Annotated in this window: 14 protein-coding genes; 4 read left to right on the top strand and 10 right to left on the bottom strand. The window is 63.5% G+C overall.

All coding sequences use genetic code 11. The annotated features are described in order from the left end of the window. Window positions 1-12 precede the first annotated feature (12 nt). The 10 genes from SM766_RS03205 to SM766_RS03250 all read right to left on the bottom strand — a co-directional run bounded on the left by SM766_RS03205 (window position 13) and on the right by SM766_RS03250 (window position 11,169). Window positions 13-870 (bottom strand): TauD/TfdA family dioxygenase, encoded by an 858-nt coding sequence (locus SM766_RS03205; protein ID WP_368946919.1) that lies wholly within the window; start codon window positions 868-870, stop codon window positions 13-15. A gap of 31 nt (window positions 871-901) precedes the next feature. Continuing rightward, window positions 902-1,693, bottom strand: a complete 792-nt coding sequence (locus SM766_RS03210) for an SDR family NAD(P)-dependent oxidoreductase (protein WP_368946920.1) — start codon at window positions 1,691-1,693, stop codon at window positions 902-904. Next, window positions 1,690-3,132: an AMP-binding protein gene (locus SM766_RS03215; protein WP_368946921.1), complete on the bottom strand. Its 1,443-nt coding sequence runs from the start codon at window positions 3,130-3,132 to the stop codon at window positions 1,690-1,692. The genes SM766_RS03210 and SM766_RS03215 overlap by 4 nt, the downstream gene beginning before the upstream one ends. Beyond that, a complete protein-coding gene (locus SM766_RS03220) occupies window positions 3,132-3,731 on the bottom strand; it encodes a thermostable hemolysin (protein WP_368946922.1) in 600 nt (199 codons plus the stop codon). Before SM766_RS03220 ends, SM766_RS03215 begins: the two co-directional genes overlap by 1 nt. Before the next feature lie 111 nt (window positions 3,732-3,842). Further along, window positions 3,843-5,207, bottom strand: coding sequence for a sensor histidine kinase (locus tag SM766_RS03225; protein WP_368946923.1), 1,365 nt, complete (start codon window positions 5,205-5,207; stop codon window positions 3,843-3,845). After that, entirely contained in the window at window positions 5,204-5,881 is a 678-nt protein-coding gene (locus SM766_RS03230; RefSeq protein ID WP_274832381.1) for a response regulator transcription factor, read from the bottom strand. The genes SM766_RS03225 and SM766_RS03230 overlap by 4 nt, the downstream gene beginning before the upstream one ends. An 11-nt stretch (window positions 5,882-5,892) precedes the next feature. Beyond that, the gene (locus SM766_RS03235) at window positions 5,893-6,492 is read right to left on the bottom strand and encodes a DUF6134 family protein (protein WP_368946924.1); all 600 of its coding nucleotides are present in this window, start codon (window positions 6,490-6,492) and stop codon (window positions 5,893-5,895) included. A 165-nt stretch (window positions 6,493-6,657) separates the two neighbouring features. After that, window positions 6,658-8,388: an OFA family MFS transporter gene (locus SM766_RS03240; protein ID WP_065270949.1), complete on the bottom strand. Its 1,731-nt coding sequence runs from the start codon at window positions 8,386-8,388 to the stop codon at window positions 6,658-6,660. Window positions 8,389-8,734: 346 nt separating this feature from the next. Next, window positions 8,735-10,108, bottom strand: a complete 1,374-nt coding sequence (locus SM766_RS03245) for a sigma-54-dependent transcriptional regulator (RefSeq protein WP_274835851.1) — start codon at window positions 10,106-10,108, stop codon at window positions 8,735-8,737. Between the two features lie 140 nt (window positions 10,109-10,248). Continuing rightward, window positions 10,249-11,169, bottom strand: coding sequence for a LysR family transcriptional regulator (locus tag SM766_RS03250; protein ID WP_065270947.1), 921 nt, complete (start codon window positions 11,167-11,169; stop codon window positions 10,249-10,251). A 149-nt stretch (window positions 11,170-11,318) separates the two neighbouring features. Here SM766_RS03250 and SM766_RS03255 point away from each other — a divergent pair, with 149 nt between their 5' ends. From SM766_RS03255 to SM766_RS03270, 4 genes are all read left to right on the top strand, one after another. Next, window positions 11,319-12,290 (top strand): membrane dipeptidase, encoded by a 972-nt coding sequence (locus SM766_RS03255; protein WP_368946925.1) that lies wholly within the window; start codon window positions 11,319-11,321, stop codon window positions 12,288-12,290. 122 nt (window positions 12,291-12,412) lie between these two features. Next, a complete protein-coding gene (locus SM766_RS03260) occupies window positions 12,413-14,062 on the top strand; it encodes a hypothetical protein (protein ID WP_368947111.1) in 1,650 nt (549 codons plus the stop codon). Next, window positions 14,059-14,709, top strand: coding sequence for a DUF3726 domain-containing protein (locus SM766_RS03265; RefSeq protein ID WP_368946926.1), 651 nt, complete (start codon window positions 14,059-14,061; stop codon window positions 14,707-14,709). The genes SM766_RS03260 and SM766_RS03265 overlap by 4 nt, the downstream gene beginning before the upstream one ends. A 52-nt stretch (window positions 14,710-14,761) precedes the next feature. Then, window positions 14,762-15,781 carry an Ldh family oxidoreductase gene (locus SM766_RS03270; RefSeq protein WP_368946927.1) on the top strand — a complete coding sequence of 340 codons (1,020 nt, stop codon included), beginning with the start codon at window positions 14,762-14,764 and terminating at the stop codon, window positions 15,779-15,781. Window positions 15,782-15,846: the final 65 nt, after the last annotated feature.

The raw sequence follows: 15,846 nt of genomic DNA on the forward strand, positions 1-15,846 counted from the left end.
GAGGGACTATGATCAGACCCGGCCCATGCCGATGAACAGCTGGCGATCCTGATCCTTGATTGCCCGGCGCCCGTGCATGATGCGGGTATTGTCGAGCACAGCGATATCGCCGTCCTGCCAGTTGATCTCGGTGGTGCTGTCTTCGGCCAGTTCGCGCAGCTCCTCGATCTCTTCGGCGCTGACCAGGCTGCCATCTGCCAGCCGGTAGACGGGCGGCTCGTAATTGTGCGACGGACCCAGAACCGCATTGGCAAAGCCTGCAGCGCCGGACAGGGCCGAGGGCCGCACCGGGTTCAGCGTGATATGATAGGTGAGCGAGCCATCCTCGTGCATGTCGAAATCCTGGTTCGGGATCGCTGCCTTGAATTGCAGGATATGCTCTTCGGTCACCTCTTCAGGCTCCGAGATTGCGGGGTGTTCATTGGCCAGGTAGCGTTTCCACAAAAGTTCCGGCAGCTTGCGCGAGACGGTCATCGGCTGGCTCCAGCGCGCGCGCTGTGCGTCCGACATGCTGGCCAGCACATCGCGCCCGTCGCAGATCGTGGTCTGCGAGCCTTCAAAGGCGGCCTTGGCGGAATAGAAGGCGACGATATCGGGGCAGACCGGGGTGTTGCCGTTTTCGATATGCAGGCCGATTGGGCCAAGCCCGGCGTCAACCATCTGGGTGTTGCGTTCGGAAAATTCTCGCGCGGGGTCAAAGGTGATGGTGCTGCACAGCTCTGCCGTCAGGGCGCTGAAGGCGGCCATATCAACGTCAAAGCCCCGCAGAAGCGCCCAGCCATCGCGGTTCAGGTGGTCGCGGACGGTGGCAATGGCGGGGGCATCGATCTGGCTGCCGGTGCGCGCGGCGCGGATCACGGTATAGGTCATGTTTGGTCTTTCTTCTTGAAATCAGGAGGGTCTAGGCGCGGCGCAGGCTGTCCAGGGCGGCGATGGTTTTCTCGGCGCGGGCCTGGGCCCCGACAGAGCGGTCGACCAGCTGCGGGAACAGCCGCTGGACTTTGACAAAGAACCGCTCTTTGCCGCGGGGAAAGCTTTCGCGTTTGCCTTTGCGGATCGCTTCCCAGGCTTCTGCAGCCACCCGTTCCGCGCTGTCGAGCGTCATCTCCAGCGGTTCGATCAGGGCGCCGAATTCGCTTTCGGCGGCGGTGCGGGCGGCGCGCGGGGCGATGTAGGTGACGCCAACGCCGCTGCCAGACAATTCGCGCCGCAGCGCGTCAGAAAAGCCCCGCAGGCCGAACTTCGTCGCCGAATAGGCCGCGAAATAGGGGTAGGCGATATCGCCGAAGACAGAGCCGATGTTTGCCACGCGCCCCTTGCCTGCGCGCAAGGCGGGCAACAGATCCCGGGTCAACGCGATCGGGGCCATCAGGTTTGTGTCCGTCATCGCCTGCAGCTGAGCATCGCCGAGATCCGTCAGCCGTCCGACGGTCAGGCAGCCGGCATTGTTGATCAGGATATCAAGCCGCCCACCGACCTGCGCGACCAGCCTTGCGCGATCCTCGGCAAGGGTCACGTCTGCGGGCAGGATGGCGCTCTCAGGCAATCCTGCGAGCGTCGCGGTCTCTTCCAGCTTGTGCCGACTGCGTCCGGTGATCAGCGGCACATGGCCAAGGCGTGCGGCTTCCATCGTCAGCGCCCGGCCGATGCCGGATCCCGCGCCGGTGATAAGAACGGTCTTTTTCTGGGTCATGAGGCAAGGCTTTCGGCTGTCTGGGAAAGAGGCTGCGCCGGGCGGTCGTTGATAATCCGGGCGGCGACGGCGCGGTTCGGGGTGCCTGCCGCAAAGAGCAGGCCCGGCTCTGCCGGAGAGGTCATGATTACCGCCGCAGGCTGCGCATAGGGCGGGATCCCTTCGAGTGCGGCGGCGATCTCTGCGCCGCTGACCGGGGCCGCGGCAGCGACCACCAAAACCAGCGATCCGTCCTCGTGCAGGCCAAGGGCCGAACTGACGACGCGGGGATCGGCGTTGATCCTTTGCTCGACCCACTCGGGTGAGATGTTGCGTCCGGCGCCGGTGACGATCAGCGCGTCCTTGCGCCCGTCCACGATCAGACGCCCGTTTTCGATGCGGCCCAGATCACCGGTGTGCCAGCGGGCAGGGGGCGGATCGCCATTGAGATACCCGGTCATCACGGTGGGGCCTGCGACGGTGATCTCGTCGTCGATGATCTGAACGTCGAGCCCTTCCAGAATCTCTCCGACGGTGCCGATGGCATTGTGTCCGGGGCGGTTCATCGCCACCACGGCGCAGCATTCCGACAGACCGTAGCCTTCGTGCGCCGGGATGCCGACAGCCTCGGCGGCGTGCAGCAGCGCGGGCGAACTGGCAGCGCCGCCGACGGCCACGAAGCGTAGCGAGTTGGGCGCGCGGCCGTCCTTGCTGCTGAGGTCTTGAACCCAGCGCCCCAGAAGCGCGGGCGCCAGCAGGCTGGTGGTGGGCCTTTCGCGGGCAAAGGCGGCGGTCAATGGTCCGATTTCGGCGCCGAACAGAGTGCGCGTGGCGTTGAAGTCAAACCGGGTTTCCGCGCCCGCCAGAATGGGCAGGAATATGCCGCAGATCTGTTCCAGAAGCTGCGCCAAGGGCAGGATCGACAGGTGGCGGTCGCTGTGCGTCGGGGCCACCACGGGCAGCAGTGCATTCAGCGAGGCCTGCAACTGGCTGCTTCCGATGACAACGCCCTTGGGGCGCCCGGACGAGCCGGAGGTGTAGATGATCCGCTCTGCCTTGGAGGCTGTCGAGGTCTGGTTATGCCGCGCTCCAGCACCGGTATGGCCGAGCGACAGGGGGATCTCCGGCAAAGCGCTTTGCCCGGCGGTTTCGGGTGCGGTGATCAGCGCGCCGATCCCGGCGTCCTTGATCACATGGGCAATTTGCTCGGGCGCAAAGAAAAACGGCAGCGGCACCTGCCGACGGCCGGTGAGGGTTAGCGCCAGATCGGCCACTACATAGGCGCAGCCGCCCGGAAGGGCGATGCCAACGGTACGCGGCGCACCGTCCAGCCGCGCCGCAAGTGCGGTGACTTCGGCGGCAAGATCGGCCCAGGTCAGGCTGTCGCCATCGCCGGAAAAGGCAACCGTTTGCGGGCGCTCTGCCGCGTGACACCACAGGGCCTCGAATACCATGTCCATTATGCAGCGCCTCCCTGAAGGCCCGGCAGCGATGCAGGCGCAGCGGTGCCGGGCGTCAACAACGCCAGATCCGTCTCGGTCTCGATAAAGGCGCAGACCCAGGGATCAGTGTCGTAATAGCTTCCCCAGTTGTCTGGGTCCGCCACGCGGTCCGCCGCAGCGGCGCAAAGGGGGATATAGCCCAGCCCAGTGCGCGTCAGCAGGCGGCGCAGGGGCAGGGTGGCAGTGAAGACGCCGCAGACTACGCCCTGCTGCCGTCCCCAGTCGATCATGCGGTCGAGCAGGGGCAACACCGGAAAGGGCGACACCGAGGCCAGGGATGTGACCTCCATGATCTGGCTGGCGTGGATATCGCGTCCGGTGCGTTCCTTCAGGACCTCGCAGAAATCGCCATTCAGGTAGCAGTCCGAGAAAAACCCGTCCTGCGCCGTGCGGATCCCGGCCGCGCAGAGGATCTTACCCTCTGCGTTGGAGGCTGCTGCCAGAACCGGGGCAAAGCCTTTGACCTGCGCCGCATAGGTGGTGTCGTAAACGTCACGGATATGGGCCTCAGCGGCTTCACGGCCGAGAGAGGTCGGCGTCAAAAACTCAATTCGCATGGAGCGCCTCGCTTGGATTTCCTGTTGTCTAGGGAAATCGCCCGCCAGGCTTACAGCCCGCTTACAGGTTCGCAGAACCATGGGCGGAGGAGGTCAAGTATCTGTGATGTTTTATGAAAATTCGATGCTGAACCGGCTGCCACCGCCATCCCGGTCGGCAATGTCGACCCGGGCGCCATGGGCCTCGGCCACGGCCTTTACAATGGCCAGGCCAATTCCCGAGCCCTTGCCCCGGCCCGGCTCGGAGCCGCGGTTGAAGCGTTCGAACAGCGCCTCGCGTTCCGTTTCGGCCACTCCGGGACCGCGATCCAGAACCGCGATGCCGGGTGGATTTGCCATGACGCAGATTTCAACCTCGGTTCCGGCGGGCGAATAGATCAGCGCGTTGCGCACGAGATTGTCCAGCGCGATGGCCAGAAGGCCCTCATTGCCGCGGATCCGGACGCCCTTGGCGCCGGTGACGGCGAGGCTTTTGCCCGCGCGGATGGCGTTCGGGGCCTGAGCGCAGGAGATCTGCACCGCCAGATCGTCCAGAGCAATTTCCTGAAAGGTCGAGGGTTCCAGCGCATCGGCGCGGGCCAGATCGATCAGCTGTTCAAAGATCTGCTCTAGCTGTTTCAGATCCTGTTTGAGGCGTTGGCGGACCTCGGCGTCACCGATGGTATCGACGCTGGAGTGCAGCACCGCGAGAGGGGTGCGGACCTCATGCGCCACATTCGAGGAAAACTCGCGCTGCGACCGGTAGCCTTTTTCCAGCCGGGCAAAGGCGCTGTTAACGGCAGCGACGAGGGGCACGATCTCGGACGGCAACCCTTCGGGCGAAAGGCGCTGGTCCGGCGCGTCGGGGCCGATACTGCCGGCCTGCTGCATGACGCGATCCAGCGGCCGCAGGGAGAGCCGCGCCGCCAGCAGCGCCGATGACAGTACCAGCACCGCACCAAGAATGATCCAGATGATCTGCTCTTCTACCTCGTGCCACATGGCATCAAGGATGCTGGTATCGGCGATGGGGGCATAGGCCGAGGCGAGAACGCAGATCTTCAGCCCTGCATTGATGCCGCACAGAGCCATGCCGCGCCGCTCTCCCGGCAGGTCAATCTCGGCAGCGGTGCCAAGCGGCAGCGGTGCAATCTGCGCCTTGATTTGCGGAGAGGTCTCACCGCCCGCGAGCAGCACCATTTCCGGGCCAAACACCGTATAGCGATAGGCGCCCTCGGCGCCGCGAAATCGGAGCGATTGCACCGGCAGGCCATAATTCTCCGCCTCCGGGTCGGCCTGAACCAGAACCTCGTTTGCTTCGCGCAGCAGCGTCTCTTCGAGGTTTTCTTCCAGATGTTCGAAAAACTCGGAGATCAGGATCGTGACGGACATTGCGATGGCAAGCAGCAGCGCCAGGACGATATTGACTGTCAGCTTGCGCTGCAGTGAGCCCGGTCCGCCAAGGGGGGCATGGGCAGACTGGGTGAGGGCCTTCATTGACCGTCGTCTTCCATCAGGTAGCCGATGCCGCGCAGCGTGTGGACGGTGCTTGCGGCGCCCAGATCCTGCAGTTTCTTGCGCAGCCGGTGAATCGCGACTTCGATGGCGTTCGGCGTTGGCGGCGCATCAAATCCGTAAAGCGCGTTCTCAATGCTGTCCTTGGACAGGATGCGCCCCTTGCGGCGCATGAAGACCTCCAGCAAATCCAGCTCGCGACGGGAAAACCGGGCGGGCTGGCCAGCAATCTCAACGGAACGATCGTTGGTGTCAAAGCGGATGTTACCAAGGCTCAGCTTCAGCCCCAGCGCACCGCCCGGGCGGCGCAGAACGGCGCGGATGCGGGCGATCAACTCGCTGCTGTCAAAGGGTTTGACCAGATAATCGTCAGATCCGGCGTTGAGGCCCTTCACCCGTTCGTCCAGTGCATCACGGGCGGTGCAGATGATCACCGGCGTGTCGGCATTGGCCTGTTTGATCCCATCAAGCACCGACAGCCCGTCCATGTCCGGCAGGCCCAGGTCGAGGATGATCGCGTCATAGGAATAACTGCGCGCGGAATGCACCGCATCCGCGCCAGTCGCCACCCAGTCGACGACGAAATCATTGCTTTCAAGGCTGGCACAGGTGTTTTGCGCCAACCTTTCGTTGTCTTCCACATAGAGAAGCCGCATGGGCTGCGATCCTATTTGCGCAGGTAGGTCACGGTTGACCCATCATCGGCCTTGAAGGAAACATGTGCAAGGTCTCCGTTCTGGTCATACCAGACATCGCGTTCGAGATCGCCTGAGATACGATAGTGATGGGCGCGTAGCTGGCCGCTGCGGGTGGGAACATTCTGAACACCCAGATCGATCACCCGCACCGACATGACGGTACCGTCGATGGTGTTGAGCAACTGGCGGCGTTTCAGAATATCATCGTTCCACAGGCTGGCGGGCAGCAGGCCACGCCCCTTTTCGCTGATCTGATGGGCGTCGCCGTCATCATCGGTGGCCGAGCGGATCGAGGTCATCTTGCCATTTGCCCATGTCTCGACGCTGTTCTGCTTGAAGGCATAAGCATTGACGCGGATCAGCGGGATCTTGACGGCGATATCGGTGACGACCTGAACGGAGTATTTGGCGGCAGAGCCGGAGAAGCTGTAGCTGAGCTCTCCGATGTCCTTGCCCTTGCGGATGACGTCAAAGCGCAATGCGCCCTGGCTGGGTGGGGAAGAGGCCAATACCGGCGTTGCCAGCCCGATGGCTGTGACCAGAACGGCGAGTTTCCTGAGGATCTGCATGACACGCTCCTTGCGATATTTGTACAGGGTTGGCGCCCGATATGGGTGGTGCCGCTTACGCGAACCTTACGGGCGTGACCGGGGCACGGGCCGTGCATGGCGATAAATGCAAAAAAGGGAGCCTGCGCTTGCAGGCCCCCTTCAGGTTCTGGGATTGTGTCGGAGTTACTCGGCGGGCGAAGGTGCTGCGCCGGTTTCCGGGTGGTGGTGGTGCGAACCCACCGGCCGGATCAGGAGGTTGGCAAAGAAGGCCACAACCAGCAGACCGGCCATGCAATACATGGTCGTATTGTAAAGGCTCGGCGTCGGATCGACGATGCCCTGCGGCGCGATCTCCATCAGCTTGGCGATTGTCACCGTCTTCGCGGACACCAGAGCGTCCAGCTGCGACACCGGGGCGCCAAAGGCGGTTTCAAAGGCCTGCGCATCTACCTTGGCGGCAAGATCCGTGATCGCATTGTTTACGGACATCTGACGCAAGGACGTGATCGCAAGCGGACCCAGCACACCAGCGGTGGACCATGCGGTCAGCAACCGGCCGTGAATGCCGCCCACGTGCATGGTGCCGAACATATCCGCCAGATAGGCCGGGATGGTGGCAAAGCCGCCGCCATACATCGAGAAGATGATCATCGTCGCGACGTAGAAGCCGATCAGGTAGAACATCGACGGGTTTGCTGCGCCTGCGGTCGCAAAATAGGGGATCGACAGGTACAGGATCGTGCCAAGGATGAAGAAGGCGTGATAGGTGTTCTTGCGCCCGATGAAGTCAGAGGTCGAGGCCCAGAAGAAGCGGCCGACCATGTTGAAGACCGAAATCATCAGAACATAGGTCGAGGCAAAAGCCGCGGTCACGATCAGCGGCATGGTGGTGCCGTAGATTTCCGACATCATCGTCTTGGCGACGCCGATCACACCGATGCCAGCCGTCACGTTGAAGCACAGCATCACCCACAGCTGCCAGAACTGCGGTGTTTTCAGCGCTTGGTCGATATGGACGTGGTTCTTGGTGATCAGACCCGAAGCGGCCGGTTTCGGCTCCCAACCTTCAGGTTTCCAGCCCTCCGCCGGAACGCGATAGCTGAAGGAGGCGATGATCATCACAATGAAATAGACGATGCCAAGGGTCAGGAAGGTGGAGGATGCGCCGGTGTCGCCGGTGCCAACCACATAGACGCCAGCCTCGCCGCCGCCGGGCAGGGCTGCCGCCTGGGACGCCGATGCGATGACAACCTCAACCATGCCGTTTGCGGTCTGGGCAAATACTCGGCCGCCTTCGATCACGGTGTCGATGGCTTCGCGCGTGCCAAGGTATTCAGGTGCCTTGGCATAGATGGACAGCAGCCAGCCTTTGACCGGGGCTGCGATCATCGCGCCGCCACCAAAGCCCATGATGGCCATGCCGGTTGCCATGCCGCGACGGTCCGGGAACCAGCGCAGAAGGGTCGAAACCGGCGAGACATAGCCAAGACCCAGACCGCAGCCGCCGAGGGCGCCATAGCCAAGGTAAACGAGCCACAGTTGATGGCTGGCGATCCCTGCCGAGCCGATGAGGAAACCGCCGCCCCAGCAGAAGGCAGCAACGGTGCCGACCATGCGCGGGCCAACTTTTTCCAGCCATTTGCCGGCAAAGGCAGCAGCCAGGCCGAGGAACACGATGGCGACCGAGAAGATCCAGACCACCGAGGTCAGGCTCCAGTCGTCAGCAGCGGGGCTGACAACGCCCAGCTGGCGCGTCAGAGCAGGGTTGAATACGGACCAGGCGTAGACCGAGCCGATGCACAGGTGGATGGCGATCGAGGCCGGGGGTACCAGCCAGCGGTTGAAGCCGGGGCCTGCGACGATGTTTTCCTTCAGCAGAAAGGAAAGCGGCCCCCGATTGGGTGCGGAACTCATATGGATTATCCTCCAAATTATTGACCGGCTGGCGTCTCTCTCCTCCCCGAGGTCGGCTGCCGAAGCTGGGCATGCGAGCGCATGCGACGTGGTAGTCTTCGGCTGTTGTGAAGGGGTGCGTCAATGTTTTAAATATAAAAAACAATAACTTACAATGACGTTTTGTCGGAGCGCTATAGTCGCGACCCGGGATAATTTGGACATTTTGGAAATTGTTTCCCAGTCAGGGGGTAAAATTTGCGCCAGTTTGTCCGGTTGTTCAATTCGGTAAAAATATGCGTGATCAGGTGCCAGCAGCGGTGTCGGCAGAGGGCGCCAGAGCGCGAAGGGATGGACGATTCCCGGCTTATAGTCCCCAGGAGGCGCATTTGCGGTCGATGGTCTTTCGCGAGACGCCCAGCCTGCGGGCGGCTTCCGAGCGGTTGCCATCGACAGCCTCCAGCGCGCGCAGGATCTCGCGCCGCTCGATCTGATCCAGCGGTTCGATCTGGCCGCTGCCGTCCGCCGGGTGGGCCAGCGTTTCCAGGGGAAAGCTGCCAAAGATCAAAGAGCGCTCGATGAAGTTGCGCAGCTCCCGGATATTGCCCGGCCACTTGTGGCGCAGCAGGGCACTGCGGGTACGGGGATCGATCTGCAAGGGCGCGCGGGTCAATTGCTCGGCGATCTCCTGCACGAACAACTCGGCCAGTTCCACAACATCGGTGCCGCGCTGGCTCAGCGGGGGCATCACCGCTTCGATCACATTGAGGCGAAAGAACAGATCCTCGCGGAAACGCCCGGCGGCGACTTCGTCCTTCAGCGATTTGCTGGTGGAGACGACAAAGCGCACATCTAGTTGGGTGCTGCGTTCGGTGCCAACAGGGCGGACCAAGCCATCCTCCAGCACCCGCAACAATGCCGCCTGCGCCGACGCGCTGAGACCTGCGATCTCATCCAGGAACACGGTTCCGCCCTGCGCCGAGGGCAGCAGACCTTCGCGACCGCCCTGCGCGCCGGGGAAGGCGCCGGGCGCATGGCCGAAGAGTTCGAATTCTATCATCTCTGCCGGAATGGAAGCGCAGTTGATCGGCACGAAGGGATGCGCCGCCCGGTCCGAGGCTGCGTGCAGGTGCCGCGCCGCGACTTCCTTGCCGGTGCCAGAGGCGCCGGTGATCAGAACCGGCGTGCTGACATCGCGGACCTGATCCAGCACCCGCCGCACATCGGCTATCGCGTCCGAGCTGCCGATCAGTTGGTTGCGCAACCTGCGCCCGGTGTCGGCGCTGTTCAGCTCGTGCAGCAAAAGGGCGTTCTCGCGCCGCAGCTGAGCCATCTGGATGCAGCGTTGTACCGCATTCAGCATTTGGTTCGAGCGGAAGGGCTTCAGAACAAAATCCGCGGCCCCGGCGCGCATCGCCTCGATCGCGGTTTCCAGATCCGCATAGGCGGTGATCATGATGGTATCGGTAAACCCGCCGGCGCTGCGCTGATGGGCCAGCCAGTCGATGCCCTTTTGACCGGGCATGATGTTGTCCAGGATCATCACATCGAAATGCCGCTGGGCCAGCAGCTCTCCGGCTTCTTCGGTCGTCGCGGCCTCGGCGACCTCTCGGCAGTGGGGCGCGAGCGTTTTGACCAGGAAGTTGCGCATGCCCGGTTCGTCATCCACCACCAGGATGCTGGCCTGCGCCAGCCGGTCTGTCAGCTCGTTTCCGTTCTGCGCTTCTGTTGCCTGTGCCACCGCAGGTCTACCCGTATTCTGTTGTCTGAGTGCAATAGGGCATGCCCGCCAAACTCAGCCCGGTCAAGAAAAGCCACCCTACAGGGTCATGAACTCTTCGCGAGCAGGGAGCGGTGAAAAAGCGGTGGAGGGGCAGGGGATCACGTCTGGAACGGGGCGGCCGTCAGCTGGATCTGCCGCTCCAGCTCGCGGGCCACCGGCAGCAGCGGGGCGTCGGCCTTGCGCAGCAGGTGAATGTGGCGCCGGGCTTCGGGATCGGCCAGCGGGCGAAAGACCAGACCAGAGGAGCCGAGCAGCAGCATGGTCATCTCCGGCAGGATGGTTATGCCCAGACCGGCGCGCACCATGGCCAGAAGAGAGGTCACATTGTGCCCTTGCAGCAGGGCCTCCCTGTGCAGGCTCTGCGCGACCTTGGTCCGGATCCCGGCGGACAGGGGATTGGCGATCAAGGACTGTTCGGCGATGTCGCGCCACGACACCGGCCCGCCGGGCGCTGCCAGCGGATGCCCATCGGGACAGATCAGACCAAAGGCATCTGACATCAGGTTGCTGCAATGCAGGCCAGTATGCGTTGGCGGATCCAGCGCGGGCATAGCATCTGAATCCGGCAACCCTGCCGTGGCAATGCCGATATCGACCCGGTCCCGGCTCACCTCGCGGATGATGGCGCGTGATTCCATATCCCAGACCTCGATCTGGACACCGGGAAACCGCGCGATGAAACTGGAAATCGCCTGCGGCAGGATGCTGCCCGCCACCGAGGGCACCGCTGCCACGCGCACCCTGCCGGTTCTGGCGCTGGCAAAGCCTTCGATTGCGCGCACCGTGGTGTCGAATTGCTGCAACTCCCGATCCGCCTGTTCCAGCACAAAGGCGCCAAGCGCGGTCAGCTTGTTCTTGCGTCCGGTCTCGAACAACGGCTCGCCCAGATGGTCCTCCAGCTGTTTCAGCGTCATCGAAACCGCTGATGGCGTGCGTCCCAACTGCTGTGCCGCCCCGGTCAGCGTGCCGGAATGGGCCACCGTGGCAAAGCATCGAAGCATCTCAATTTTCAGCGCCATTTTCAAAATTTCTGAAATGAGTTTGAGTTGTTTGAGTTTGTGTGAAAGCGGATGCCGAGTCCATAGTTTCATCCAAGGCAAATATCGGACCCGGAGAAACGCCATATGGACCAAACTACACTGCGCCGTGTTGCATGGGGTCGGCCCTGATGCGGATCGACGCGCTGCAATATGCCAACTGGTCCGAAAAGATCTTTCGCCAGCTGCGCGAAGGTGGCGTTGATGCGGTGCATGTCACCATCGCCTATCACGAAGGATTTCGTGAAACGGTTCTGAACTTTGAGCAATGGAACCGCTGGTTCGAGCAATACCCGGATCTGATCCTCAAAGGCACGCAGGCGAGCGATATCGATCGGGCGCGGGACAGCGGGCGCACGGCCATCTTCTTTGGGTTTCAGAACCCGTCCCCGATTGAGGATGACATCGGGTTGGTCGAAATCCTGCACACGCTCGGCGCTCGGTTCATGCAGCTGACCTATAACAACCAATCGCTGCTGGCGACGGGCTGTTACGAGGCTGAGGACAGCGGCATCACCCGCATGGGGCGGCAGGTGATCCGCGAGATGAACCGTGTCGGCATGGTGATCGACATGAGCCATTCTGCCGACCGTTCCACCATCGAAGCGGCAGATCTGTCGCAGCGTCCCATCGCCATCACACACGCCAACCCGCACGGCTGGATGCCCGCCTTGCGCAACAAGCATGACGATGTAATCCGGGCGGTGACGCAGAACGGCGGTATGATTGGCTTTTCGCTCTACCCGCATCATCTGAAGGACAAATCCGACTGCACGCTGGACAGTTTCTGCAGCATGATCGCCCGCACCGCCGATAGTTTTGGAGTGGAGCATTTGGGGATCGGCTCGGACCTGTGTCAGGATCAGCCGGACAGCGTGGTGGAATGGATGCGCGTCGGGCGCTGGAGCAAGGAGATCGACTATGGCGAAGGCTCCGCTGACGCCGCCGGATTTCCGCCGACGCCGGATTGGTTCCGCGACAACCGCGATTTTGGCAATATCGAAACCGGCTTGCGCGCTGTTGGCATGAACGCGGCTGAGGTCGCCGCGATCATGGGCGGCAACTGGTACCGGTTCTTCCGCGAGGGGTTCGGCCCGGCATAGGCAATTCGCGCCGGGTCAAAGGAAAACACAAGCGCAACAAGGGTAACACAGAGAAGGAGGGCGGCTTGGAAAGGGAAGCATCGGATCACCGGCCCGCTGGGCCGCGGCCGCCTGAAACCGTGATGCGCCTTGCACGGCTGGGATCTTTCCATCAGTCGCGGCTGTCCTTCATGCGCATTCTGACCCGCCGGATGCAGGCCGAGGGCTGGCACTTTGACAGGCCGGTGTTCGAGATCGGCGACGACGGGATCGGGCACGCGGTCTACAGCGCCCATGGCCCCGAACGCAGCTATTCTCTTATGGCCTTTGCCCATGACCTGCCGCCGGAAAAACGCTCTGACCGGGTGATAGCCGAGGCCTGGGATGCGACCTTTGCCCTGTTCGATGGCGTCCCCAAGGCCGAGGATATCGCCCGCCTGTCGAAAAACGTGCCGCTGCAAGAAGCCGGCCGGGTGAGCGAGCGCGAGCTGTCGGTGTCGCGGGCGAACCGCTCGGTGCGCCTTTGGGAACATGTGGTCTCGGCGCTGGCGGCAGGCTGCCAGCCCGACCCGGCGCAGATCGAGGCGGTTGGCTACCTCATGCGGACCACGGCAGTCTATGGCTCGGGCAAACTGGGCGCTGCCGACCGCGAGATGATCGCGGACAGGCCGGAATGCGCGGCACCGTTTCAGGCCGAAATGCTGTCGGTGTATCTGACCCGGACCTTTGTTCGGGATCTGGTGCAGCACATGGCGGATGCCCGCGCCCGTGCTCGCTCGGGTGGGGGTGCGGCGCGTCTGGATCCGGCGCTGGCCCGGCGTCTGGGCATCGGCAATTCCACCGGCCTTGGCATGGCGCCCTTTTTGCTGAACCACCCGGTCCTGTTCAACAACTGGATCACCGCGCGGGAAACCGCGCTGGAGCGGGTGCGGAGCCTGCCGCAGGCCAGCCCGCAAGAGGTGGCCCGGTTTCGTGACCTCTTTGCCCGCGCCCGCCGTTCCGTGGCGCACTGGCAGACCGGGCATCCGGGGCAGGCGTGGAAGCGATCCGTGCTGATCTCGGATATCGACCATCTGGCCGGGCATCTGGAGGGCGATGTTCTATCGGCCCCGCACCCCTGGGATGGTTTGTACCGCTGGGCCGAGCGATCTCTGTCCTGCGAAGGGCAGGAATGGTTGGTGTCGCTGATGCTGGAACCCTATGGCGCGCTGGTCGATGATCTGGCCACCGCCATGGCCTGTGGGGAGGGGGAAACCCGGCGGATTGCTGGCGGCATGACGCTGGGACGTCTGCGGCAACTCGTGCAGCGCTCCCATGACTGGGCGCTGGCCATCGACTGGGATCTTCCCGAAACCACTGCCCGCGTCTGGTATGTTTCGGAGGAAAAACTGGAACCGCGCCTGGGTGAACGGGCCGAGGAACCCATCGCCCCCTATGAGCAGCCTTTGGCCCCGGGGCGCGATGTGGCGGCGCTTTATCACGCGATGGAAGGCTGGCCCGAGGAAGCGAACGTGGCGGAATTTCTGCTGCGCCACCCGGAGCACAGGCACGCGGTGCGGCGGGTACAGATCGTCGCCGAGGCGCCCTATGCCGAAATCCGGGACAATACGATTGCCTGCGATCTTCTGCCGATCGACATGCTGCGCTGCAAACTGTCCTTCTTTGGCGCGCTGCATTTTGATCCGCGGTCGGACCGCTGGGTGCGGATCTGCATGTTCGGCAATGCGCCTTATCCCGAAGAGCTGTCGGCGCGCGATGGAGATTTCTGGATCTACCCGGATCCGGACGCATGAACCTGTCGCTGAACGAGATCGAAGCCATGTGCAAACGCGCGGCGCGGGGCGCTGGGCTGCCCTGGGGGCTGGCGGAGGAAGCTGGCGCGGCGGCGCGTCTTCTGGCCGGGGTGGCTTTGCCCGGCGCGGAGCAGCTGGCCGCGCTGCTGGCGCGCAACGATCTGCGTCCCGTGGCCGCGCTTGCTCCGACTGCGATAGAGGGCGGACGCTGGCGCGCGGCCACGGGACGGCTTTGCCCTCTGGTGTCGGGCAGTGCGCTGAGCGACCGGGCCGCCCAGCTTGAGACCGGTGCGGTTTTTGAGATGGAGGAGGTGGATCTTCCCTTGCTGCTCTTGCCCTTTGCGGCGGCGGCAGCGCAGCGGCTGGACCGGCCGGTGGCCCTTGATTGGCCGAATATACGGCTGGTGACCGATGGTCGCCAGATCTGCGCGACCGGCACGCGGCAAGAGATGCTGCGCGATCATGTGCCTTGGCTGCGCTGCCACGCGGAGGCAACGTTGGGGTCTCCCCTTGCGCCAGTCAGGCGCGGGCAGGTCACAGATGACGCCTGGGCGCAGCTGTCCACCTTCGCCCATCGCACCTATGCCCCCGCCACCGAGGCCTCGCGCTTGCGCGGGGCAGGGGCCGGGTTGGCGGACAATGACTGATACGGAGATTGATACGGGATGAAGACGTGAAACGGACAGAAAGCGGAGACAGATGAGCGCGACAGAAACCCTCTCTCTGGCAGAGATCGAAGATCTGGCGCTCCGGGCGCTGATGGCGGCGGGGACCAGCCGTGAAAATGCCGCGCCTTTGGCCCGGGCTACGGCCATGACCGAAGCGGATGGGGTTGCCTCCCATGGTCTGGCCTATGTGCCGATCTACGCCGAGCATGTGACATGCGGCAAGGTGGACGGTCAGGCCCAGCCGCAGGTCTCCAGATCCCGGCCCGGCGTGGTGACTGTGGATGCGGCTACCGGGTTTGCCCATGCCGCGATCGATCTCGGGTTTGAACATCTGATCCTGATGGCGCGGGAGCAGGGGGTTGCGGTACTTGCGATCCGCAATTCCTACAATTGCGGCGTTCTGGGCTGTCACACGCAGCGCTTGGCGCAGGCGGGTCTGATGGGCATCGGCTTTACCAATGCGCCGGCTTCGATCGCGCCATCAGGTGGCGCTCAGCCGGTTCTGGGCACCAATCCCTTTTCTATCGCAGCACCAGGCCCCGATGGGCAGGTCATGGTTCTGATCGACCAATCCGCCAGTGCCATCGCCAAAAGCGAGGTGATGAAACACGCCCGCGAAGGCAGACCGGTTCCCGAAGGCTGGGTGCTAGATGCGACGGGCAATCCGACCACGGACCCGGAGGCGGGACTGAAGGGCACCATGGTGCCTGCCGGGGGGTACAAGGGCGTTGGCGTGGCGCTGATGGTCGAGATGATGGCGGCAGCGATGACCGGAGCCCTTTTGGGCAGTGAGGCCAGCCCGTTTTCGGGGCCGGTTGGCGGGCCGCCCCGCACCGGACAGTTCTTCATTGCCATCGATCCGGGCGCGACCTCGGGTGGAGGTTATGCAGACCGCATGGGTGCGCTTGTGGCCTCGGTCCGGGCGCAGGAAGGCGCGCGCCTGCCGGGCGATGGGCGTGCCGCAGCACGGGCGCGGGCGGAACAGGCCGGGGTCGCGGTCAGCACGGCTACCCTTTCGCGGGTGCGGGCACTGCTGCCGCCCCGCGACTGATGCAGGAAAGGATGCAAGCAAGATGCCATCTGGCTTGACGGGTGCGGGTTGGCATCGCTAGGGTC

Origin of the sequence: Pseudophaeobacter sp. A-200-2, from assembly GCF_041008815.1 — a bacterium.
Taxonomy (GTDB): Bacteria; Pseudomonadota; Alphaproteobacteria; order Rhodobacterales; family Rhodobacteraceae; genus Phycobacter; species Phycobacter gallaeciensis_A.

What these genes read in the sequence shown, in the direction of transcription:
- SM766_RS03220 (WP_368946922.1), bottom strand. Translation starts at nt 3,731, where the DNA reads ATGCGAATTGAGTTTTTGACGCCGACCTCTCTCGGCCGTGAAGCCGCT.
- SM766_RS03210 (WP_368946920.1), bottom strand. Translation starts at nt 1,693, where the DNA reads ATGACCCAGAAAAAGACCGTTCTTATCACCGGCGCGGGATCCGGCATC.
- SM766_RS03225 (WP_368946923.1), bottom strand. Translation starts at nt 5,207, where the DNA reads ATGAAGGCCCTCACCCAGTCTGCCCATGCCCCCCTTGGCGGACCGGGC.
- SM766_RS03215 (WP_368946921.1), bottom strand. Translation starts at nt 3,132, where the DNA reads ATGGACATGGTATTCGAGGCCCTGTGGTGTCACGCGGCAGAGCGCCCG.
- SM766_RS03260 (WP_368947111.1), top strand. Translation starts at nt 12,413, where the DNA reads ATGCGCCTTGCACGGCTGGGATCTTTCCATCAGTCGCGGCTGTCCTTC.
- SM766_RS03270 (WP_368946927.1), top strand. Translation starts at nt 14,762, where the DNA reads ATGAGCGCGACAGAAACCCTCTCTCTGGCAGAGATCGAAGATCTGGCG.
- SM766_RS03240 (WP_065270949.1), bottom strand. Translation starts at nt 8,388, where the DNA reads ATGAGTTCCGCACCCAATCGGGGGCCGCTTTCCTTTCTGCTGAAGGAA.
- SM766_RS03235 (WP_368946924.1), bottom strand. Translation starts at nt 6,492, where the DNA reads ATGCAGATCCTCAGGAAACTCGCCGTTCTGGTCACAGCCATCGGGCTG.
- SM766_RS03230 (WP_274832381.1), bottom strand. Translation starts at nt 5,881, where the DNA reads ATGCGGCTTCTCTATGTGGAAGACAACGAAAGGTTGGCGCAAAACACC.
- SM766_RS03205 (WP_368946919.1), bottom strand. Translation starts at nt 870, where the DNA reads ATGACCTATACCGTGATCCGCGCCGCGCGCACCGGCAGCCAGATCGAT.
- SM766_RS03265 (WP_368946926.1), top strand. Translation starts at nt 14,059, where the DNA reads ATGAACCTGTCGCTGAACGAGATCGAAGCCATGTGCAAACGCGCGGCG.
- SM766_RS03255 (WP_368946925.1), top strand. Translation starts at nt 11,319, where the DNA reads ATGCGGATCGACGCGCTGCAATATGCCAACTGGTCCGAAAAGATCTTT.
- SM766_RS03250 (WP_065270947.1), bottom strand. Translation starts at nt 11,169, where the DNA reads ATGGCGCTGAAAATTGAGATGCTTCGATGCTTTGCCACGGTGGCCCAT.